This window comes from Mesorhizobium sp. M8A.F.Ca.ET.181.01.1.1 (assembly GCF_004792025.1).
Lineage (GTDB): Bacteria > Pseudomonadota > Alphaproteobacteria > Rhizobiales > Rhizobiaceae > Mesorhizobium.
Window position 1 is genome coordinate 289,147 of record NZ_SRTV01000005.1, and the last position, 21,745, is coordinate 310,891.

The 21,745-nt window shown below is 63.0% G+C and carries 22 protein-coding genes and 1 other RNA gene; 16 read left to right on the top strand and 7 right to left on the bottom strand.

Annotated elements, in window-relative coordinates; genetic code table 11:
* Position 1: 1 nt before the first annotated feature.
* The gene (locus tag EN824_RS19840; protein WP_127872152.1) at positions 2-802 is read right to left on the bottom strand and encodes an SDR family oxidoreductase; all 801 of its coding nucleotides are present in this window, start codon (positions 800-802) and stop codon (positions 2-4) included.
* Positions 799-1,128, bottom strand: a complete 330-nt coding sequence (locus tag EN824_RS19845) for a nuclear transport factor 2 family protein (protein WP_127276538.1) — start codon at positions 1,126-1,128, stop codon at positions 799-801. Before EN824_RS19845 ends, EN824_RS19840 begins: the two co-directional genes overlap by 4 nt.
* A 79-nt stretch (positions 1,129-1,207) precedes the next feature.
* Here EN824_RS19845 and EN824_RS19850 point away from each other — a divergent pair, with 79 nt between their 5' ends.
* Positions 1,208-1,585 carry a winged helix-turn-helix transcriptional regulator gene (locus tag EN824_RS19850; protein ID WP_127276536.1) on the top strand — a complete coding sequence of 126 codons (378 nt, stop codon included), beginning with the start codon at positions 1,208-1,210 and terminating at the stop codon, positions 1,583-1,585.
* A gap of 6 nt (positions 1,586-1,591) precedes the next feature.
* Here the strand turns inward: EN824_RS19850 and EN824_RS19855 are convergent, their stop codons facing one another.
* Positions 1,592-2,284, bottom strand: a complete 693-nt coding sequence (locus EN824_RS19855; protein WP_167531415.1) for a GntR family transcriptional regulator — start codon at positions 2,282-2,284, stop codon at positions 1,592-1,594.
* A gap of 69 nt (positions 2,285-2,353) precedes the next feature.
* Here EN824_RS19855 and EN824_RS19860 point away from each other — a divergent pair, with 69 nt between their 5' ends.
* The 13 genes from EN824_RS19860 to EN824_RS19925 all read left to right on the top strand — a co-directional run bounded on the left by EN824_RS19860 (position 2,354) and on the right by EN824_RS19925 (position 17,294).
* Positions 2,354-3,247, top strand: a complete 894-nt coding sequence (locus tag EN824_RS19860) for a dihydrodipicolinate synthase family protein (protein ID WP_127276532.1) — start codon at positions 2,354-2,356, stop codon at positions 3,245-3,247.
* Positions 3,248-3,429: 182 nt separating this feature from the next.
* On the top strand, positions 3,430-4,680 hold the full coding sequence (locus tag EN824_RS19870) for an FAD-dependent oxidoreductase (protein ID WP_189522201.1): 1,251 nt from the start codon (positions 3,430-3,432) through the stop codon (positions 4,678-4,680).
* Positions 4,681-4,711: 31 nt separating this feature from the next.
* On the top strand, positions 4,712-5,713 hold the full coding sequence (locus EN824_RS19875) for a 4-hydroxyproline epimerase (protein WP_127872150.1): 1,002 nt from the start codon (positions 4,712-4,714) through the stop codon (positions 5,711-5,713).
* A gap of 336 nt (positions 5,714-6,049) precedes the next feature.
* A complete protein-coding gene (locus tag EN824_RS19880) occupies positions 6,050-6,952 on the top strand; it encodes a branched-chain amino acid ABC transporter permease LivH (protein ID WP_127276526.1) in 903 nt (300 codons plus the stop codon).
* Between the two features lie 4 nt (positions 6,953-6,956).
* Complete coding sequence (livM, locus tag EN824_RS19885) at positions 6,957-8,552, top strand: high-affinity branched-chain amino acid ABC transporter permease LivM (RefSeq protein WP_127276524.1); 1,596 nt, start codon at positions 6,957-6,959, stop codon at positions 8,550-8,552.
* Complete coding sequence (locus EN824_RS19890; protein ID WP_127276522.1) at positions 8,552-10,030, top strand: ATP-binding cassette domain-containing protein; 1,479 nt, start codon at positions 8,552-8,554, stop codon at positions 10,028-10,030. The genes livM and EN824_RS19890 overlap by 1 nt, the downstream gene beginning before the upstream one ends.
* Positions 10,030-10,758, top strand: coding sequence for an ABC transporter ATP-binding protein (locus EN824_RS19895; RefSeq protein WP_127276520.1), 729 nt, complete (start codon positions 10,030-10,032; stop codon positions 10,756-10,758). The genes EN824_RS19890 and EN824_RS19895 overlap by 1 nt, the downstream gene beginning before the upstream one ends.
* A gap of 16 nt (positions 10,759-10,774) precedes the next feature.
* A complete protein-coding gene (locus tag EN824_RS19900) occupies positions 10,775-11,122 on the top strand; it encodes a DUF6867 family protein (RefSeq protein ID WP_127276518.1) in 348 nt (115 codons plus the stop codon).
* Positions 11,123-11,259: 137 nt separating this feature from the next.
* Entirely contained in the window at positions 11,260-12,378 is a 1,119-nt protein-coding gene (locus EN824_RS19905) for a branched-chain amino acid ABC transporter substrate-binding protein (RefSeq protein ID WP_127276516.1), read from the top strand.
* A 290-nt stretch (positions 12,379-12,668) separates the two neighbouring features.
* Complete coding sequence (pyc, locus tag EN824_RS19910; RefSeq protein ID WP_127276514.1) at positions 12,669-16,127, top strand: pyruvate carboxylase; 3,459 nt, start codon at positions 12,669-12,671, stop codon at positions 16,125-16,127.
* Between the two features lie 161 nt (positions 16,128-16,288).
* Positions 16,289-16,549, top strand: coding sequence for a DUF2312 domain-containing protein (locus tag EN824_RS19915; protein ID WP_027053014.1), 261 nt, complete (start codon positions 16,289-16,291; stop codon positions 16,547-16,549).
* A 48-nt stretch (positions 16,550-16,597) separates the two neighbouring features.
* A complete protein-coding gene (locus tag EN824_RS19920) occupies positions 16,598-17,038 on the top strand; it encodes a hypothetical protein (protein ID WP_127872149.1) in 441 nt (146 codons plus the stop codon).
* 10 nt (positions 17,039-17,048) lie between these two features.
* A complete protein-coding gene (locus tag EN824_RS19925; RefSeq protein ID WP_335930840.1) occupies positions 17,049-17,294 on the top strand; it encodes a hypothetical protein in 246 nt (81 codons plus the stop codon).
* Between the two features lie 129 nt (positions 17,295-17,423).
* Here the strand turns inward: EN824_RS19925 and msrB are convergent, their stop codons facing one another.
* The 4 genes from msrB to EN824_RS19950 all read right to left on the bottom strand — a co-directional run bounded on the left by msrB (position 17,424) and on the right by EN824_RS19950 (position 20,735).
* Positions 17,424-17,828 (bottom strand): peptide-methionine (R)-S-oxide reductase MsrB, encoded by a 405-nt coding sequence (gene msrB / locus EN824_RS19930; RefSeq protein ID WP_027141754.1) that lies wholly within the window; start codon positions 17,826-17,828, stop codon positions 17,424-17,426.
* A gap of 335 nt (positions 17,829-18,163) precedes the next feature.
* Positions 18,164-19,354 carry a VWA domain-containing protein gene (locus tag EN824_RS19940; RefSeq protein ID WP_127278132.1) on the bottom strand — a complete coding sequence of 397 codons (1,191 nt, stop codon included), beginning with the start codon at positions 19,352-19,354 and terminating at the stop codon, positions 18,164-18,166.
* Positions 19,355-19,356: 2 nt separating this feature from the next.
* Entirely contained in the window at positions 19,357-19,803 is a 447-nt protein-coding gene (locus EN824_RS19945; protein ID WP_127278131.1) for a GNAT family N-acetyltransferase, read from the bottom strand.
* A 92-nt stretch (positions 19,804-19,895) separates the two neighbouring features.
* Positions 19,896-20,735 carry a MoxR family ATPase gene (locus EN824_RS19950; RefSeq protein WP_127278130.1) on the bottom strand — a complete coding sequence of 280 codons (840 nt, stop codon included), beginning with the start codon at positions 20,733-20,735 and terminating at the stop codon, positions 19,896-19,898.
* Positions 20,736-20,879: 144 nt separating this feature from the next.
* Between EN824_RS19950 and ssrS the strand changes: the two genes are divergently transcribed.
* A non-coding RNA gene (gene ssrS / locus EN824_RS19955) (6S RNA) lies at positions 20,880-21,035 on the top strand.
* Positions 21,036-21,131: 96 nt separating this feature from the next.
* Positions 21,132-21,719 carry a 5-formyltetrahydrofolate cyclo-ligase gene (locus tag EN824_RS19960; RefSeq protein ID WP_127278129.1) on the top strand — a complete coding sequence of 196 codons (588 nt, stop codon included), beginning with the start codon at positions 21,132-21,134 and terminating at the stop codon, positions 21,717-21,719.
* Positions 21,720-21,745: the final 26 nt, after the last annotated feature.

Consider the following 21,745-nt stretch of genomic DNA (forward strand, 5'->3'; position numbering starts at 1 on the left):
TTCAGACCGTCGGAATTGTGCCGCCATCGATGACGTACTCGGCGCCGTGGATTGCGGATGCGCGATCCGAAACGAGGAAGGCCACCAGTTCCGCGATCTCTTGCGGCCATGCCGGCCGGCCGATCGGGATGCCGCCCATCGCGTCCATGATACCTTGGCGGGCGGTCTCCTCATCCGAGCCCGAATGGGCCGCCAGCCGCTTCACCATTGCCTCCGAGGCGGTGGTGTGGATCCAGCCCGGCGCCACTATGTTCACGCGAATGCCTTGTGGCCCGAGTTCCTTGGACAGCGCCTTGCTGTAATTTGAAAGGGCCGCCTTCGCCGCCGCATAGGCGATGGTGGATTCGTGGAGCGGCAACCGGCGCTGGATCGACGAGATGTGTACGATCGCCCCGGAGCCCTGCTCGATCATGCGCGGGACAAGCAGGCGGTCGAGCCGCACCGCCGCAAGCAGATTAAGATTGAGTTCATCCTGCCAGATCCGGTCGGACAGCGCCGCGAAACCGCCGCCTGGGCTTTTCGACCCGCCAACGCTGTGAATGACGATGTCGATGCCGCCAAGACGGTCGATGATGGCGGCGGCCACGTTTGCCGCACCGTCGAGAGTGGCGACGTCAGCTTGCACGAAGAGTTCCGCCGGTGATCCGGCGTCGGGCGAACGGGCTGTCGTCGCGACCGTTGCACCTGCTGCGGCAAGCCGGTGAACGATAGCTTCGCCGGCGCCTTTGGTGCCGCCGGTGACCAGCACGCGCCTGCCCCGGAACTCCTGGTCATCGATCGCGAATGTCTGCCGGATGGTCATAGGCCAATCTCCAGTTTCGCGATCCGGTCGCCGCCCAGCGTGAAATTGTAGTGGAGCGTTATCGGGCTGCCGGGGAAGTCACCGGAGACGATACCGGCGATCCGCCATGCGTTGGCTGTGACACCGGCCTCCTTCACCTCGACTGTCGCGTGATATTTGTCGGTCGTACTTTGCATCCACCTGCGGATCGCTTCGGTTCCGCGATGGGTCTCGCCTTCGTCCTTGACGATGGCGTCCAGCGTGAAAGGCGCGAGCATCGCGCCGATGTCGTGGCGGTTGTTGGCGGCGAAATAATCCGCCAGCGGCGGAGGAAGGGTCACGGTCACGGTTTGTCTCCAATTGGATGCCGCCGTCTGTGGGAGGGGGCGGCTGTTGTCGGCCGCTAAGATGAGGTATGCTGGAGAAATGACAAGAACCGACGAAAAAGTAAGGTACTTACCCGAAAGTGAGGCTGAGACGCTGACGCCGCTCTCCGCAGCGAGCGGTGTGGAAAACGTGCTACGCATCCTCGAGGGCCGTTGGAAGCTGGTGATCCTGTTCCATCTGTTCGGCGGCAAAGTGCTGCGCTTTTCAGACCTCGAGCGGGCGATACCGGCTATTTCGCAGAAAATGCTGATCCAGCAGCTCCGGCAGATGGGCGCCGACGGGATTGTCCGCCGTATCGTTCACCATCAAGTACCGCCAAAGGTCGAGTATTGCCTGACCGATTGGGGTCAGGCCCTGTGCCCGGCTCTCGATGCCCTGTTGAAATGGGCGGCGCAAAAGGGCTCCGCCGACGCCTGACCGAGCCTATCGTGTCGCAGCCACCTCGGCATGGCCGCGCAGCAGCGCCATCAGCTTCTTGGCGTCCTTGGCGGCGCCCTCCTCGTCGCCGTCGAGGATCGAGCGGATCAACGCGACATGGTGCTCAGCGGATTCCGCCAGCCCGGTGTCCGCCTTGTAGCGGAACCAGAAGCGGCGGCTGTGGGTCTGCAACGGGGCGGCCAGCCGGGCGGCGAACGGATTGTCGGCGGCCAGCGCCAGCGCTTCGTCGAGCGCCTTGTCGGCCTGGATGAAGGCAAGCACATTGCCCGAGATCACCGCCTTCTGCATGGCAAGCGCGGCCTCGTGAAACAGGTCGGCGGCTTCGCGGGTGACGAAGCGTGCGGCCGATCGTGCCAGCACCACCTCGACGCCGCGCCTTGCGTCGAGCACGCGCAGCCAGTCGCCGGGATGCAGCGGTGCGATCGCGATGCCGGCACGCGGCCTGACATCGAGCAGTCCCTCCCAGGCCAGCCGCTGGATCGCCTCGCGCACCGGCGTGCGGCCGAGCGCCAGCCGCTCGATCAGGGAGCCCTCGGTGACAAAACTCGCCGGCGCCAGTTCGAGCGTCACGATCATGTGTTCGAGGACGCGATAAGCCCTGGTCGCCGCGGGCTCGGACACGGTGCTTGCTTCCATGGATATCAAAGGCGGTCTCCTGATATATCTAAAATATATCATAACAGATTCCGCATTGACAGCGGCTTTCCTAACAGATATACGGCTGATATATCAGATGGAGAGATAGTCATGTGGACCGGAGTTTTCCCCGCCGTCACGACCAAATTCACCGCCGACGACCGGCTCGATCATGCCGAGATGGAGCGTTGCTTCAGCCTGCAGATGGAGGCCGGCTGCGACGGCATCATCGTCTGCGGCTCGCTTGGCGAGGGGCCGATGCTGTCGCCTGACGAGAAGATCGAGGTGCTGAAGACCGCGCAGAAGGTCGCTGGCAAGAAGCCGGTGCTGCTGACGGTCAACGAGGCCGGCACCCGCGAGGCCGCCAGCATCGCCAGGCGCGCCGCCAAGGAAGGCGCCAACGGCCTGATGGTGGTGCCGAGCCCGATCTATCATACCAACGCGGAAGAGACCGTGGCGGCGCTGCGCGCCGTGGCCGAGGCCGGCGACCTACCGGTCATGATCTATTCCAATCGGCTCGCCTACCGCGTCGATGTCACCGTCGACCAGATGGAGGAGCTTGCGTCGGACAAGCGTTTCGTCGCCATCAAGGAATCCTCCGACGACATCCGCCGCTCGACCGAGATCATCAACCGCCTGGGCAGCCGCTACGACCTGTTCACCGGCGTCGACAATCTCGCCTTCGAGGCGCTGTCGGTGGGCGCCATCGGCTGGGTGGCTGGCCTGGTCACCGCCTTCCCGCGCGAGACCGTCGCCATCTACCAGCTGATGAAGCAGGGACGCCGCGAAGAGGCGCTCGCCATCTACCGCTGGTTCCGGCCGCTGCTCGACCTCGATGTCTCGACCTATCTGGTGCAGAACATCAAGCTTGCCGAAGTGTTCGCCATCAACACCAATGACCGCGTGCGCATGCCGCGCATGCCGCTGTCGGGCGAACGCCGCAAAGCGGTCGAGAAGATCGTCAAGGATGCGCTCGCGGTGCGGCCGACGCTGCCGCAGTTCTGAATTGGCGATGGCCCAGGCCCCCTCATCCGGCCGCTTCGCGGCCACCTTCTCCCCAAGGGGAGAAGAGTTCGCCAGCGTTGGCGTCAGCCTCTTCTCCCCAGCGGGGAGAAGGTGGCCCGAAGGGCCGGATGAGGGGGCTGGCACGGAGAAGCGAGAGAGGGCGTTTTGCACTGTGCGCCGCCATGAGTAACAATGCCGTAATCGACATCGCCATCATCGGTGGCGGCATCATCGGCATCTGCGCGGCGGCCTTCCTTGCCGAGGCGGGACTGGATGTCACGGTCTTCGACCGCACCGGTATCTGCGAGGAGACGAGTTCCGGCAACGCCGCCGCCTTCGCCTTTTCCGACGTGCTGCCGCTGGCGCACAAGGGCATGATCCGGCAGCTGCCGAAATGGCTCGCCGATCCGCTCGGCCCGCTCAGCATTCCGCCCGTCTACCTGCCGAAGCTGCTACCCTGGCTGGTTCGCTTCTGGCGCGCCGGCGCGCCAGGGAAATACGAGGCGAGCCTGGCGGCGCAGTCCGGCATGATGAAGCTTGCTGAGGCCGAGTGGATGGATCTGCTCGATCGTTCCGGCACGCGGCCGATGCTGCGTGAGGACGGTTCGCTCGAGCTCTATGAAAGCGAAGCCGAGTTTCGCGCCTCGATGTCGGGCTGGGCGGCGCGCGAGCGCTTCGGCATCGGCTTCCGGCACGTCGAGGGCAAGGACCTGGCGGACTTGCAGCCGGGGCTGTCACCGCGTTTCGTCAGGGGCACCTTCGTGCCGGGATGGAAGACGGTCGCCGATCCAAAACTGCTCGGCAAGGCCGTGTGGGCCTACGCGCAGTCCAAGGGTGCCCGTTTCGAGATGGCCCGCATCGACCGGGTCGCCGCCGGTCAAGACGGCGCGACACTGACGCTGGCAGACGGCTCGAACAGGCAGGCCAGGCACCTCGTCATTGCCGCGGGCGCCTGGTCGCACCTGCTGGCGCGGCAGCTCGGCGACCGCATTCCGCTGGAAACCGAACGCGGCTACAACACGACATTGCCGAGAGCCGCGTTCGACGTGAGGCGGCAACTGATCTTCTCCGGCCACGGCTTCGTCATCACCCCGCTCGACACGGGCCTGCGCGTCGGCGGTGCCGTCGAGCTTGGCGGCATCGAACGGCCGCCCAATTTCAACAGGGCGAAAGCGCTCTTGCGGAAGGCGCAGGCATTCCTGCCGGGGCTCGATCCCACGGGCGGACGCGAATGGATGGGGTTCCGGCCCTCGCTGCCGGATTCGGTCCCCGTCATAGGCAAGGCAGCGCGAAGCCGGTCGGTCATCTATGCCTTCGGCCACGGCCATCTCGGCCTGACCCAGGCTGCGGCAACCGGGCGGTTGATCAGGGAATTCGTTCTGGGGCAGACTTCGTCCGTCGATCTGGTCCCCTTCAGCCCACAACGATTTTGATTTTTTCGGGTTTTGATTTTCGAGGAGCGACATGGCCAAGAAATCCTTCTTCTGCATCGACGGTCACACCTGCGGCAACCCGGTGCGGCTGGTCGCCGGCGGCGGCCCGCTGCTGCAGGGCTCGACAATGATGGAACGGCGCGCGCATTTCCTCGCCGAATACGACTGGATCCGCACCGGCCTGATGTTCGAGCCACGCGGCCATGACGTGATGTCGGGCTCGATCCTCTATCCGCCGACGCGCGAGGACTGCGACATCGCCATCCTGTTCATCGAGACTTCAGGCTGCCTGCCCATGTGCGGCCACGGCACCATCGGCACGGTGACGATGGCCATCGAGCACGGGCTGATCGTGCCGAAGACGCCTGGCGTGCTCAGGCTCGACACGCCGGCCGGCCTCGTCATCGCCGAATACAAACAGGTCGGCGAGTATGTCGAGGAGGTGCGCATCACCAACGTGCCGTCGTTCCTCCATGCCGAAGGGCTGACGGTCGAATGTCCAGGCCTCGGCGAGATTACGGTGGATGTCGCCTATGGCGGCAATTTCTACGCCATCGTCGAGCCGCAGGCGAATTATCGCGACATGGCGGATTATTCGGCCGGCGACCTCATCGCCTGGAGCCCGGTGGTGCGGCAACGGCTCAACGAGAAATATACCTTCGTGCATCCGGAAAACCCAGGGATCAACCGGCTGTCGCACATGCTGTGGACCGGCAAGCCGACGGTCGAGGGCGCGGATGCGCGCAATGCCGTCTTCTACGGCGACAAGGCGATTGATCGCTCGCCCTGCGGCACCGGCACCTCGGCGCGCATGGCGCAGCTCCATGCCAAAGGCAAGCTCAAGGCCGGAGACGCTTTCGTCCATGAATCGATCATCGGGTCGCTGTTCAAGGGCAAGGTCGAAAAGGAGGTCAACTTGGCCGGGAAGCAGGCAATCATCCCCTCGATTGGCGGTTGGGCGAGGATGACCGGACTGAACACCATCTTCATCGACGACCGCGATCCGTTCGCGCATGGTTTTGTGGTCAAGTAGGGAGAATCCTGACCCTACGGAAAGGAGTGTGACGAAAAAACGAACCGTGTCAGGAACGCAACGATTCTTCTCATCACCTAACTTTGACGGTGATTTCTTCGAAACGGAGCGCATGATGAGGCGCAATCGTCAAAGACATTGCGTTATGCCAATGATAGGGTCCGCGATAGTCCAGGGGCTGGGTGGAAAAAACGGGCGATCGGGAAGGCGTGGTTGGAAACACGCGGAGCGATCAAAAAAAATCACGTTGCAATCCGGCCTCGAAACTTTACGACTAGGGGAAATACGAAAAGGAATGCGTCTGCATGGGCGACATTCCAGGGGAGCCATGTACACATGCAGTACTTCGTCCAGCAGCTTATCAATGGGCTGACGCTGGGATCGATCTATGGGCTGATCGCGATCGGCTACACGATGGTCTACGGCATCATCGGCATGATCAATTTCGCCCATGGCGACATCTTCATGGTGGGCGCTTTCACGGCGCTGATCGTCTTCCTCATCCTCGGCGCGCTGTTTTATTCGGTGCCCGTGGTCATCGCGCTGCTGGTCATGATGATCGTGGCGATGCTGCTCACCAGCCTCTACAACTGGACGATCGAGAAAGTGGCCTACCGGCCGCTGCGCGGTTCGTTCCGGTTGGCGCCGCTGATCACCGCCATCGGCATGTCGATCGCGCTGTCGAACTTCGTCCAGGTGACGCAAGGGCCGCGCAACAAGCCGATCCCGCCGATGGTCAGCCAAGTCTACAACATCAACGGCGTCAGTGTGTCGCTGAAGCAGATCATCATCGTCATCGTCACAGCTTTGCTGCTGGCGGTGTTCTGGTACCTGGTCAACAAGACCTCGCTTGGCCGGGCGCAACGCGCCTGCGAGCAGGACCGCAAGATGGCGGCACTGCTGGGCATCGACGTCGACCGCACCATCTCGATCACCTTCATCATGGGTGCGGCCCTTGCCGCCGTCGCCGGCACGCTTTTCCTGATGTACTACGGCGTCATCGCCTTCTCCGACGGCTTCGTGCCGGGTGTGAAGGCCTTCACGGCTGCGGTGCTTGGCGGCATCGGCTCGCTTCCGGGGGCCGTGCTCGGCGGACTGCTGATCGGCTTCATCGAGAGCATGTGGTCGGCCTATTTCTCGATCGACTACAAGGATGTCGCCGCCTTCTCGATCCTGGCGATCGTCCTGATCTTCCTGCCTTCCGGCATATTGGGCCGGCCAGAAGTCGAAAAGGTCTGAGACCATGGCCGTAACCGTATCTCCAGAGCGCGACACCGTCGCCAGTCCCGTGCAGCGCGCCCTGCGCGAGGCCTTCTATGCCGGCGCCATCGCGCTTGGCCTGTTCGTGCTGTTCATCGGCCTCAAGACCGACCAGAACATGTCCAACGAACTGGTCGTGGTGCAGCGCTGGGGCCTGCTTGCCGCGGTGGTGATCGCCACCGCCGTCGGACGCTTCCTTTACGTTGCCTACGGCCAGCCCTTCATGGCCAACCAGAAGGTCGCCAACGTGACCACCGGCCTCATGCCGGCAAGCGTGGCATCCCGCTTCTTTACCCTGCCGGCCTTCATCGGAGCGGCGGTCGCCATGGTGCTGCTGTTCGTGTTCAACAGCTCTCTCGCCGGATGGGTTGGGGCAGAGCCGGCCGGCTATCTGCAATTCCTGCGTGCCCTGTCGGTCATCTATGTGCTGGCCTGCGTGATCTATTACTTCCGCGCCTTCATCCATGCCAACTTCACCAAATTGGGCATCTCGGCCCTGGTGCTGTACCCGATCCTCGTGGTCGCCGTGCTGTCGCTCAACGCCTGGTCGATCACCGGAGGGCTGCAGGGTTCGTTGAAATGGGTCGATAATTTCGGCATCCAGATCCTGATCTATGTGATGCTGGCCTGGGGACTGAACATCGTCGTCGGCCTCGCCGGTCTGCTCGATCTCGGCTACGTCGCTTTTTATGCGCTTGGCGCCTATGCCTATGCGCTTCTGGCCACGCATTTCGGCCTGTCGTTCTGGATATTGTTGCCCGCCGCGGGCGCCATGGCAGCGCTCTGGGGGGTGCTGCTCGGCTTTCCCGTGCTGCGCCTGCGCGGCGACTATCTGGCGATCGTGACGCTCGCCTTCGGCGAGATCATCCGCCTCGTGCTGATCAACTGGCGCGAGGTCACCAATGGGTCGGCCGGCATCTCCGGCATTCCCAAGGTCAGCTTCTTCGGCCTGATGACCTTCAACGTGTCGGACCCGAACTACATCGCCAAGGTGCTGAACATCGCCACGTCCAGCGCCTACTACAAGATCTTCCTCTACTACCTGATCCTTGGGCTCTGCCTGTTAACCGCCTTCGTCACCATCCGGCTGCGGCGCCTGCCGGTCGGCCGCGCCTGGGAAGCCTTGCGTGAGGACGAGATCGCCTGCCGCTCGCTGGGCATCAACACCACCACGACCAAGCTCACCGCCTTTGCCACCGGCGCCATGTTCGGCGGTTTTGCCGGCTCCTTCTTCGCCGCCCGGCAAGGTTTTGTCAGCCCGGAATCCTTCGTCTTCCTGGAATCGGCCATTATCCTGGCCATCGTCGTCCTTGGCGGCATGGGCTCGCTGGTCGGCATCGCCGTCGCCGCGATGGTGATGATCGGCGGCACCGAGGCGCTGCGCGAACTCGATTTCCTCAAGCAGGTCTTCGGGCCCGATTTCACACCGGAACTCTATCGCATGCTTCTGTTCGGCATGGCCATGGTCATCGTCATGCTATGGAAGCCGCGCGGCTTTGTCGGCAGTCGTGAACCAACCGCCTTCCTTAAGGAGCGAAGGGCTGTCTCAGGCTCCTTCACCAAGGAGGGCCACGGCTGATGAATGCGACCACGCAAATGAACGACGCCATCCTGCAGGTCGAGCATCTGTCGATGAAGTTCGGCGGTCTGGTCGCCATCGGCGACCTGTCCTTCACCGCCAGGCGCGGCGAAATCACCGCGCTGATCGGTCCCAACGGCGCCGGCAAGACCACGGTGTTCAATTGCATCACCGGCTTCTACAAACCGTCGGAAGGCATGATCACGCTCAACCGGGCCGACGGTTCCAGCTACCTGCTGGAACGGCTGCCCAACCACGAGATCCCGGCGCGAGCCAAGGTGGCGCGCACCTTCCAGAACATCCGCCTGTTCTCGGGCATGACGCTGCTGGAGAACCTGCTTGTCGCCCAGCACAACAAGCTGATGAAGGCTTCGGGCTATACGATCCTGGGCCTGTTCGGCTTCAGCGGTTACCGCAAGGCCTCGGCCGAATCGGTAGAGCTTGCCAAGCACTGGCTGGAGAAGGCCGATCTCGTCGATCGTGCCGACGATCCGGCAGGCGACTTGCCCTATGGCGCGCAGCGGCGGCTCGAAATCGCGCGCGCCATGTGCACCGGTCCTGAGCTGCTGTGCCTCGACGAACCGGCGGCCGGCCTCAACCCGAAGGAATCGGCGGCTCTCAACGAACTGCTGATGGGAATCAAGCATACGACCGGCACCTCGATCCTCTTGATCGAGCACGACATGTCCGTGGTCATGCAGATTTCCGACCACGTCGTGGTGCTGGAATATGGCCGCAAGATCTCCGACGGCAATCCGCAGTCGGTGCGCACCGATCCGCGCGTCATCGCCGCCTATCTCGGCGTCGATGACGAGGAGGTCGAGACCGTGCTCACCGAAGTCGGCGACGAGGACGTCATCGAACAGCTCGATATCGGCCCCGACTCCACGCATGGCCCGGGGACATCGGCGTCGTATCTGGCCGGGCCGGTGAGCGACACCGTCGGCCATAGCGAAGGCGAACGGGTGACCGTGTCGAAAGGCGCCTCGAAGGCAGCGCAGGTCGACGCCCGCGCCGCCACCGTGGCAAGCAGGCCTGTCGCGCCGACCCCGACGCCGGCCAAATCCGCCGCGAAGAAGGCGGCGCCAAGGAAAACGGCCGCAAAGGCGCCTGCCACGAAGGCCGAAGGTGTTTCGAACCGCCTCGCTGCCCCCCGTGGCGGCAAGGCCGACAATCTGACCCGCATCAAGGGCATCGGTACGGTCAACGAGAAGAAGCTCAACGAACACGGCATCTTCCACTTCGACCAGATCGGCGCCTGGAAGAAGGCCGACGTCGAGGCGGTCGAGGCCTATCTCGACTTTGACGGGCGCATCGCGCGCGAGGAGTGGGTCAAGCAGGCGAAGCTGCTCGGTCAGGGCAAGGATACGGAATTCTCGCGCCGCGTCGATGCGGGCAAGGTGGCGACGAGTCATGCTTCCGGCAAGGCCGCGAGCACAGGCAAGCCCGTTCAGGGCAAGCGTGGAGGGGGCAAGTGATGGCCACGACAACGCTGCTCGATATCAAGGGCGTGGAGACCTACTACGGCAACATCCGGGCGCTGAACGGCGTCAATGTCACCGTCAAGCAAGGGGAGATCGTGGCGCTGATCGGCGCCAACGGCGCCGGCAAGTCGACGCTGATGATGACCATCTTCGGGGCCCCACGCGCCCGCACCGGCACCATCACCTTCGCCGGGACCGATATCACCCAGCTGCCGACGCACGAAATCGCACGAATGCGCATTGCCCAGTCACCCGAGGGCCGGCGCATCTTCCCGCGCATGACGGTGATGGAAAACCTGCAGATGGGCGCCAGCCTCGACAACCTCAAATATTACGGCGAGGACGTCGAGAAGGTGTTCACGCTGTTCCCCAGACTGAAGGAGCGGATCGCCCAGCGTGGCGGCACCTTGTCGGGCGGCGAACAGCAGATGCTGTCGATCGGACGCGCATTGATGGCGCGGCCGAAACTGCTGCTGCTCGACGAGCCGTCGCTGGGCCTGGCGCCGCTGATCGTCAAGCAGATCTTCGATGCCATCCGCGAATTGAACCGCACCCAGGGGCTGACCGTGTTCCTGGTCGAGCAGAACGCGTTCGGCGCGCTCAAGCTCGCCACGCGCGGCTATGTCATGGTCAACGGCAATGTGACGATGAGCGGCACCGGCAAGGAGCTGCTCGCCAATCCGGAAGTGCGCGCCGCCTATCTCGAAGGCGGACATCACTGAGTTCAGGAGACTTCCCATGCAAGGCATTCTCTACGAGGAACCGTCGATCTGGCAGTTCTTCTTCGTCACCTGCCTGCTCGGCGGATGGGCGGCATGGATGACCGGCAAGGCCAGCGCCCAGACATGGCGCAGCTTCATCCAGCTGTTTGCCTATCTGCTCGGGCTCGGCATCGGCATCCGCTTCATCCATCACGCGCTGTTCGACGGTACGATGTTCTCGCTGCATTACTATATCGTCGACACAGTCGTGCTGATGATACTGGGCTTTGTCGGCTATCAATACACACGAACCCACCAGATGGTCACACAGTATAATTGGCTCTACGAAAGAGCTTCAATCTTGAGCTGGAAACCGAAAGGTTGACGGTCATCATTAACGCCGCGTCAGGGATGAATCGGCGTGACAAGTGCCTGAAAATCGGCAAACTATGCTTTCTGCGATAAGGGTGGGCATCGCATGAAAGCTTCATCCACGCCCACTCCGTTAATGGGAGCGTTTAAATGAAAAAGTCACTTTTGTCCGCCGTGGCCCTGACCGCGCTCGTCGCGTTCGGCGGCAACGCGTGGGCTGATGTAATGTTCGCCGTCGCCGGACCGATCACCGGTCCGAACGCGGCCTTCGGCGCGCAGCTGCAGAAGGGCGCGGAAGCGGCGGTCGCCGAGATCAATGCCAAGGGCGGAATCAACGGCGAGCAGATCAAGCTCGAAATCGGCGACGACGTCTCCGACCCGAAGCAGGGCATCTCGGTCGCCAACAAGTTCGTCGGCGACGGCGTCAAGTTTGTGATCGGCCACTTCAACTCCGGCGTGTCGATCCCGGCCTCCGAAGTCTACGCCGAAAACAACATCGTCGAAATCACGCCGGCCGCAACCAACCCGAAGTTCACCGAGCGCGGCCTGTGGAATGTGTTCCGTACCTGCGGACGCGACGACCAGCAGGGCAGCATCGCCGGCGGCTACATCGCCGCGAACTTCAAGGATGCCAAAGTCGCCGTGATCCATGACAAGACCCCTTATGGCCAGGGCCTCGCGGACGAAACCAAGAAGGCGATGAACGCCGCGGGCATCAAGGAAGTGATGTATGAAGGCGTCAATGTCGGCGACAAGGACTTCTCGGCGCTGATCGCCAAGATGAAGGAAGCCGGCGTCACCCTGATCTACTGGGGAGGCCTGCACACCGAAGCCGGCCTGATCATCCGTCAATCCGCGGACCAGGGCCTCAAGGCACCGATGATGTCGGGCGACGGCATCGTGACGGACGAACTCGCCGCGATCGCGGGCGACGCCGTCGCCGGCACGCTCAACACGTTCGGCCCCGACCCGCGCCTGATCCCGGCCAACAAGGAGCTCGTCGAGAAGTTCCGCGCGCAGGGTTTCGAGCCGGAAGCCTACACGCTCTACGCCTACGCCGCCGTGCAGGTGGTCGCCGAGGCAGCTGCCGCCGCCAAGACGAACGATCCGCAGGCCGTCGCCAAGGCGATGCATGAAAACGGCCCGTTCCCGACCGTCCTGGGCGATCTCGCCTATGACGCCAAGGGCGATCCGAAGCTGCCGGGCTACATCATGTACGAATGGAAGAAGAAGGACGACGGCAAGTATTCCTGGTTCCCGAAGTCGTAATTCATTCGGATCCGAAACCAAACGATGCCCGGCGCCTCGCGCCGGGCATTTTCTTTGATGCCCGCTGGCGCCGTGACACCCCTGCCAGCGTTCCTTAGCCAGCCGGGAAGATCGCATCCAGGATCGAAATTGTCGCCATTGTTCCGCCCATACGGACGAATGCATGCGAGTGTTGGCCGAATAATTGATTTAAATCGGTTTAAACCAACGTCGATTTTGTTTGCACTGCAGCATTTTCACGCTAATCATTGCCCCGATTTCCCGCCCCTTCCGCTGCTGGAGCCCAGTCCTTGGCCATCACGAAGATCCTCGTCGCTAACCGGTCAGAAATCGCCATCCGCGTCTTTCGCGCGGCCAATGAGCTGGGCCTCAAAACCGTGGCGATCTGGGCCGAGGAAGACAAATACTCACTGCATCGCTTCAAGGCCGACGAAAGCTACCAGGTCGGGCGCGGTCCGCATCTCAAAAAGGACATGGGGCCGATCGAGAGCTACCTGTCGATCGAGGAGGTGATCCGCGTCGCCAGGCTTTCGGGCGCCGACGCCATCCACCCCGGCTACGGGCTCCTGTCGGAAAGCCCCGAATTCGCCGAAGCTTGCGCGCAAGCAGGCATCACCTTCATCGGACCGAAGCCCGACACGATGCGGCGCCTGGGCAACAAGGTCGCCGCGCGCAATCTCGCCATCGAGGTCGGCGTGCCCGTGGTGCCGGCCACCGAGCCGTTGCCTGACGATATGGAGGCGGTCAAGGAACTTGCCAAGACGGTCGGTTATCCGGTCATGCTCAAGGCCTCGTGGGGCGGCGGCGGGCGCGGCATGCGCGCCATCCGTTCCGAGGCCGACCTCGCCCGCGAGGTCATGGAAGGCAAGCGCGAGGCGAAAGCCGCCTTCGGCAAGGACGAGGTCTATCTCGAAAAGCTGATCGAGCGCGCCCGCCATGTCGAAGTGCAGGTGCTTGGCGACACGCACGGCAATGCGGTGCATTTGTTCGAGCGCGACTGCTCGATCCAGCGCCGCAACCAGAAGGTCGTCGAGCGCGCGCCAGCGCCCTATCTCAGCGAGGACCTGCGCCAGGAACTTTGCGGCTACGCGCTGAAGATCGCGCGCGAGACCAGCTATATCGGCGCCGGCACCGTCGAATTCCTGCAGGATGCCGATACCGGCAAGTTCTATTTCATCGAGGTCAATCCGCGCATCCAGGTCGAGCACACCGTCACCGAAATGGTGACCGGCATCGACATCGTGAAAGCGCAGATACACATCCTCGACGGCTTCGCCATCGGCACGCCGGAATCGGGCGTGCCGGCGCAGCGGGACATCCGGCTGAACGGCCATGCCTTGCAGTGCCGCATCACCACGGAAGATCCCGAACACAATTTCATCCCGGACTATGGCCGCATCACCGCCTATCGCGGCGCCACCGGCTTCGGCATCCGTCTGGATGGCGGCACGGCCTATTCCGGCGCGGTCATCACCCGCTTCTACGATCCGCTGCTGGAGAAGGTCACGGCCTGGGCGCCGACACCGGCCGAGACGATCGCCCGCATGAACCGCGCCTTGCGCGAATTCCGCATCCGCGGCGTCGCCACCAACCTCACCTTCCTCGAAGCGATCATCAATCACCCGAGCTTCGCCGACAATTCCTATACGACGAAATTCATCGATACGACGCCGGAGCTGTTCCAGCAGGTCAAGCGCCAGGACCGCGCCACCAAGCTGCTCAACTATCTGGCCGACGTCAGCGTCAACGGCCATCCCGAGACACGCGGCCGGCCGACGCCGAAGGCAGACGCGGCGCCGCCCGTGGTGCCCTATCTCAACGGCAATGTGCCGAGCGGCAGCAAGCAGAAACTCGACGTGCTCGGGCCGGAGAAATTCGCCGCCTGGATGCGCGAGCAGAAGGAAGTGCTGGTCACCGACACGACGATGCGCGACGGCCACCAGTCGCTGCTCGCCACCCGCGTGCGCACGCATGACATCGCCGGCATCGCCGGCACCTACGCGCGGGCGCTGCCGCAACTTCTTTCATTGGAATGCTGGGGCGGCGCCACTTTCGACGTCGCCATGCGCTTCCTCACCGAGGATCCATGGGAACGGTTGTCGCTGGTGCGGGAAGCCGCCCCCAACCTGTTGCTGCAGATGCTGCTGCGCGGCGCCAACGGCGTCGGCTACACCAATTACCCCGACAATGTCGTGCAGCATTTCGTCAAGCAGGCAGCGGCGGGCGGCATCGACCTGTTCCGCGTCTTCGACTGCCTGAACTGGGTCGAGAACATGCGTGTCGCCATGGACGCCGTGGGCGCCGAGGGCAAGCTGATCGAAGCGGCGATGTGCTATACCGGCGACATTCTCGATCCGGCGCGGGCCAAGTACGACCTGAAATATTATGTCGGGCTGGCCAGCGAATTGCAGGCCGCCGGCGCCCATATCATCGCGGTCAAGGACATGGCCGGCCTGTTGAAGCCGAGTGCCGCCCGCGTGCTGTTCAAGGCGCTGCGCGAGGCGACCGACCTGCCGATCCATTTCCACACCCACGACACATCGGGCCTGTCGGCGGCAACCGTGCTGGCGGCGGTGGAAAGCGGTGTCGACGCCATCGACGCGGCGATGGATGCCTTTTCCGGCAACACTTCGCAGCCATGTCTGGGTTCGATCGTCGAAGCGCTGAAGGGCACCGAACGCGATCCGGGCCTCGACCCGCAATGGATCCGGAAAATCTCGTTCTACTGGGAAGCGGTGCGCAACCAGTACGCCGCCTTCGAGAGTGACCTGAAAGGTCCAGCTTCCGAGGTCTACCTGCACGAAATGCCGGGCGGGCAGTTCACCAACCTCAAGGAACAGGCGCGTTCGCTCGGGCTGGAGACACGCTGGCACGAAGTGGCGCAGACCTATCATGACGTCAACCTGATGTTCGGCGACATCGTCAAGGTGACGCCGTCCTCGAAGGTCGTCGGCGACATGGCGCTGATGATGGTGAGCCAGGATCTGACCGTTGCCGATGTCGAGAATCCGGCCCGCGACATCGCCTTCCCGGACTCGGTCGTCTCGATGCTGCGCGGCGACCTCGGCCAGTCCCCGGGCGGCTGGCCGCAGGTGCTGCAGAAGAAGGCACTGAAGGGCGACAAGCCGATCACGGCGCGGCCCGGTTCGTTGCTCAAGCCGGCCGACCTCAAGAAGAGCCGCAAGGAGATCGAGGACAAGCTCGAGCGCAAGCTGTCGGAGTATGAGTTCGCCTCGTGGCTGATGTATCCGAAGGTGTTTTCCGACTTCGTCGCCGCCCAGGAAACCTACGGCCCGGTCAGCGTTCTGCCGACGCCGACCTATTTCTACGGCATGAAATCGGAAGACGAGATCTTCGTCGACATCGAAAAGGGCAAGACCTTGGTCGTGCGCTGCCAGGCGTTCGGCGATGTCGACGACAAGGGCATGGTCACCGTGTTCTTCGAGCTCAACGGTCAGCCGCGGCGTGTGAAGGTGCCCGACCGCGCGCATGGCGCTTCCGCCGCCAAGGCGCGCCGCAAGGCCGAGCCCGGCAATGAGGCGCATGTCGGAGCGCCGATGCCGGGTGTGGTTTCGGCGCTCGCGGTTGCCGCCGGCCAGGCGGTCAAGGCCGGCGACGTGCTGCTCTCCATCGAAGCGATGAAGATGGAGACGGCATTGCATGCCGAGCGCGACGGCACGGTCGCCGAGGTTTTGGTCAAGGCCGGCGACCAGATCGATGCCAAAGATCTGCTGATAGCCTTCAGCTGATCTGCGCCCTGGCCGCGTGGCTGTCCGCATCATGGCGGCAGCCTCGGTTCCTTCATCGATAACAGCTTGACCCGCCGCCCGTGGTCGGGCATCGAACCGGCTCAAATTTGCCGCCGCTGCTTTCCGAGTCGCGGGGCAGGACCGTTCCTTTGGAGAAAAAAATGGCCGACGATATCACCGAGACCAGCCAGACTGTTGCCGCCGGCCAGCTGCGTGCCTTGATCGAGCGCATCGAGCGGCTCGAGGAAGAAAAGAAGACGATCGCCGACGACATCAAGGAAGTTTTCGCCGAGGCCAAGGGCACCGGCTTCGACACCAAGGCAATCCGCACCATCATCCGGCTGCGCAAGAAGGACCAGGCCGAACGCCAGGAAGAGGACGCCATCCTCGATCTCTACATGGCCGCGCTCGGCATGGAGTAAGGCTCACGGCCGGCGCCCGATGCGGTTGCCGGAGATACGGTTCGAACCATGAGCGAATTCGACTTCGGCGGCCGTCGCGCCTCGGAATTCCGCCATCGCGGCTTCTGGTCGCTGTTTGCCGAACGGCATCCGGAAGAAAGAGCCCGGCTGGCGCGGCGTGGGCCCTGGTTCTGGCAGCGCGGGCTGCCGGATTTCGCTTTGGTGCTTTCGATGTATGTCGCGCCGGCGCAGAACCATGTCGGCGTCTTCTTCGGCCGCAACGAGAAGTTCGGCGCCACGGACTCATGGTCGCGGCTGAAACCGTTTCAACCGGCGATCGAGGCCATGCTGAAGCTCAAACCCGAACAGAGCTGTGAGGGGCTCGGCATCAACTCGATGTGGCGGGTGAACTGCTACTCCGAGGACAATTGGCCGGCCATGACCGACTGGCTGGTGAGGGAGTGCTCACGCTTCGAGGAAGCCGTGACCGACGTTCTGGGGCAGAGATAGGTCGCCGGTGATGACGGACTTTTTCCGTACGCGCTGGAGAGGCGAAGCGCCGCTCGACCGCCTGTTCTGGCGCGACACGCTGCTTGTCGGCACCTTGATCAGCGTCGCCTCGTCGGCGCTGGCGCTTGCCCTGCTCGGGCTGAAGCTGCCGCTCTGGCTGGTGCTGATGGTGCATTTCCTGCCTGTGCCCTACAACGTCTTCCTGACCATTGCGGTCTGGCGCACGGCCGAGGCCGGCGGCTTCAAGGCCAACTGATGATGCTTGGCTCGGCGCTTTGGTTGATTGCGACGGCAGTCGCCTGAGCAGCGACACACTTTCCTGGAATTGCTCCATACGAAAAAGGGCGGCAGGAGCCGCCCTTCGCGAGAGATGTTGACGCCTTGCTCAGGCCGCCGGCTCGAATTTCAGCGCCACGCCGTTGATGCAGTAGCGCAGGCCGGTCGGCGGTGGGCCGTCCTCGAAGACATGGCCGAGATGGCTGCCGCAACGAGAGCAGTGGCACTCGGTCCGGACCATGCCGTAGCTGCGGTCAACGGTGTTCTCGACCGAGCCCGGAACGGGATCGTTGAAGCTCGGCCAGCCGGTGCCGCTTTCGAACTTCAGCGTGGATTGGAACAGCGGCTGGTCGCAGCCGACGCAGGAAAAAGTGCCGGCACGCTTCTCATAGAGCAGGGCGCAGCTTCCCGGCCGCTCGGTGCCGTGGTTGCGCATGACCGCGTATTGCTCCGGCGTCAGCCGGGCGCGCCATTCGGCATCGGTGCGGGTGACGGGGTAGGTGTGGGTGTCCATTTGATCTCCTCAGCCTTGTCAGCTCGTTCTTGGTTGCAACCGGATATTCGCCCCAACATAGGCATTTGTTACAGACCTGCCCAGTGCCTGGCATTGTAAGGTCGAATCGCTTGCTAGCTTTCGGCGTCTGTGCTGCCCCTCACCTGCCTGCCGGCATCCTCTCCCCGTACAGTGACGGGGAGAGGGGTGCTCCCGTCGCCGGTTTCGCCAATCGCCGGCATTGCAAGATGGGCATCGAGGCCACGGCCAGCTTCCTTCTCCCCGTCACTATACGGGGAGAAGTGCCCGGCAGGGCGATAAGGGGCAGCGCCAACCTTGTCCTGTATCTCCGACAACTAATGCTTTCTGGAAAGCTGCTTCGTCGCGGCTTCCAGCCCGGCCAGTGTCAGCGGGAACATGCGGCCGCCGAAGATGTCGCGAATCATGGCGATGGAATGCGTAAAGCCCCAATTCCTTTCACTCTCCGGATTCAGCCACACCGCGTTCGGCCATTGCTGCAGGAGCCGGCCGAGCCAAACGCTGCCCGCCTCGGGATTCCAGTGTTCCACCGAGCCGCCGGGGTGGGCGATCTCGTAAGGGCTCATCGAGGCATCGCCGACGACGATGACTTTATAGTCGGGGCCATATTTGTGGATGAGGTCAAACGTCGGAATCACCTCGGCATGGCGGCGGCGATTGTCCTTCCACACGCCTTCGTAGAGGCAGTTGTGGAAATAGAAATATTCGAGCTGGCGGAATTCGGCGCGAGCCGCCGAAAACAGCTCCTCGACGCTCTTGATGTGATCGTCCATCGAGCCGCCGACATCGAAGAACATCAGGAGCTTCACCGCATTGCGACGCTCGGGCCGTGTCTGGACGTCGAGATAGCCGTGCTCGGCGGTGGCGTGGATGGTGCCGGGCAGGTCGAACTCTTCCTCGGCGCCTTCGCGCACCCAGCGGCGCAGACGCTTCAGCGCGATCTTGATGTTGCGGGTGCCGAGTTCGACGGCATCGTCGAAATTCCTGAATTCGCGCTTGTCCCAGACTTTTACCGCGCGCCGGTTGCGGCTTTCAGCTTGCCCGATGCGCACGCCTTCGGGGTTGTAGCCATAGGCGCCGAAGGGCGAGGTGCCGCCCGCGCCGATCCATTTCGAGCCGCCCTGGTGGCGGCCCTTCTGTTCCTTGAGCCGCTGCTTCAGCGTCTCCATCAGCCTGTCGAAGCCGCCAAGCGCCTCGACCAGTCTTTTCTCCTCCTCGGTCAGGTGCTTATCGGCGAGCCGGCGCAGCCATTCCTCGGGAATGTCGGCGAAGTCGACGGCATCCGGGCCGCCGAGCGCCTCGATCCCCTTGAAGACATGCGCGAACACCTGGTCGAAGCGGTCGATATGGCGCTCGTCCTTCACCAAAGCGGCGCGGGCGAGATAGTAAAAACCCTCGACGTCATAATCGACAAGCCCGGCTTCCAGCCCTTCGAGCAGAGAGAGGTATTCCCTGAGCGAAACGGGAACGCGCGCTGCCTTCAGTTCAAGGAAGAAGGGGATGAACATGACTACAACAGATCATACTCGATAAAGCCGGTCCTACGCGCGACGTGGTCGTAGAGCTTGCGCGCGGTGGCGTTGGTCTCGTGCGTCATCCAGTAGACGTTTTTCACCCCGATCTTGCCGGCCTCCTGCTTCACGGCTTCGATGAGGGCCGCACCGATGCCCTTGCCGCGCACATCCGGGTCGGCGAACAGGTCCTGCAGGTAGCAATTGTTTTTCTCCGACCAGCCGGAGCGGTGATAGAGGTAGTGGGTGAGGCCGACGGCCTTGCCGTCGAGGGTCGCGATAAAACCCTTCGGCTCGAATTCGCCTGTCGTGAACAGCCGCTTCCAGGTAATCGCGTAGACCTCTTCCGGCAGCTTGGTTTCATAGAAGGTCAGATAGTCGGTCCACAAGCGGCGCCAGTCGGCGTGGTCGGATTGCGCGAGCGGGCGGACAACAATCTCAGACATTACATCTCCTCCGAAGGGTTCTGGCCGATGCTGACGTGCTCTGCGGCCGGCGGCAACGGTCCACATCAGGGGAAAGTGCTATTGCTGCCTTGCTATTGCTGCCGCCTGGCCATGAAGGCCAGCCGCTCGAACAGATGCACATCCTGTTCGTTCTTCAGCAGGGCACCGTGCAGCTTGGGCAGCGCGTTCTTGGCGTCGGCGCGCAAATCCTCGGGCGCGATGTCATCGGCGACCAGCAGGCGGATCCAGTCCAATGCCTCGGAGGTTGACGGCTTCTTCTTCAAGCCCGGCACGTCGCGAATTTCGTAGAACTGGGTGAGGGCGGCGCGCACCAGGTTCTGCTTGATGCCGGGATAATGGACATCGACGATCCGGTGCAGCGTATCGACGTCGGGAAAGCGGATATAATGGAAGAAGCAGCGGCGCAGGAAGGCGTCCGGCAGTTCCTTCTCGTTGTTGGAGGTGATGATGACGATCGGGCGGACGGCGGCGCGGATGGTCTCGCCGGTCTCGTAGACGAAGAACTCCATCCGATCGAGTTCCTGCAGGAGATCGTTGGGGAATTCGATGTCGGCCTTGTCGATCTCGTCGATGAGGAGCACGACCTTCTTGCCAGCCGCGAACGCCTCCCAGAGCTTGCCGCGCTTGATGTAGTTCTTGATGTCGTTGAACCTGACATCGCCGAGCTGGCTGTCGCGCAGCCGCGACACGGCGTCGTACTCGTAGAGACCTTGCTGCGCCCGTGTCGTCGATTTGACATGCCATTCGATGAGGTCGAGGCCGAGTGCCGCCGCCACCTGGCGGGCTAGTTCGGTCTTGCCGGTGCCGGGCTCGCCCTTGACCAGCAGCGGCCGTTCCAGCGCTATCGCCGCGTTGACCGCCACCATCAGATCCTTGTCGGCGACATAGGCCGCCGTGCCTTCGAAACGCATTTTTGCTCCTTGGTTCATTCCGGGAACCGTAAGGAGGCCCTCCGGTCCGCGCAAGGGCGGGCCTGCAAAGGCGATGATGCCGACCGGTGTGGAAAGAGCACCGTCTCTCTGGCGCTTGTGTCACCATCGGCCTATATTGATCGAGGCGGTCTGCGCTTCCCGGCAGGAGACACTTTTCCCCGGGGCCTTAACGATCCTTAGGGAGCTGTCCCTGGGAAGACCCGTGGGTTTTCTCACACGGCGCCCACCTACTTTGTAGGCACCCGGGATCGACCTCTCCACCGGTTGTGTGGACCGTCACTTGTCGCAAGGCGTCCACCCATCCTGGCGGATGATGCGGTGGAAAACGTCGCGCTTGAGACGTCACACAGCTCTGACCTTTTCTACCTTGGCCGCATGACCTCTCCCAAAGACCTGAAAAAGCAGCTACGCCTCGAGGCACTCGCTCGCCGCGACGCGCTCGACGAATTCTGGCGGGTCGAGGCCGCGCTCGAAATGGCGGAGACGGCGCGCGACCATCTGGAGATCGGGCCTGGCCAGATCGTCTCCGGTTTCTGGCCGATGCGCTCGGAGGTCGATGTCAGGCCGCTGATGTTCGCCTTGCGTGAGCGGGGCGCACGGCTCTGCCTGCCTGCCATTCTCGACAAGACCACCATCGTCTTTCGCGAACTGGTGCGTGGCGCGCCGATGGTCGACATGGGTTTTGGCACGGTCGGACCGCACGCGGAGGCCGAGGTTCTCGACCCCTCGGTCATGCTGGTGCCGCTCGCCGCCTTCGACGCACGCGGCCACCGCATCGGTTATGGCGCCGGCTATTACGATCGCGCGATCGCGAAGCTCGTCGACAAGGGGCATACGCCCCGGCTGATCGGCATAGCCTTCGACTGCCAGGAAGTGGCGCAGGTTCCGGACGAGAACCATGACGTGATCATCCCGGAAATACTCACCGAGAGCGGGTTGCGCCGCTTCACGCCAAAATTGTAGATAATGGAGGCATGATCTTTTCGCGG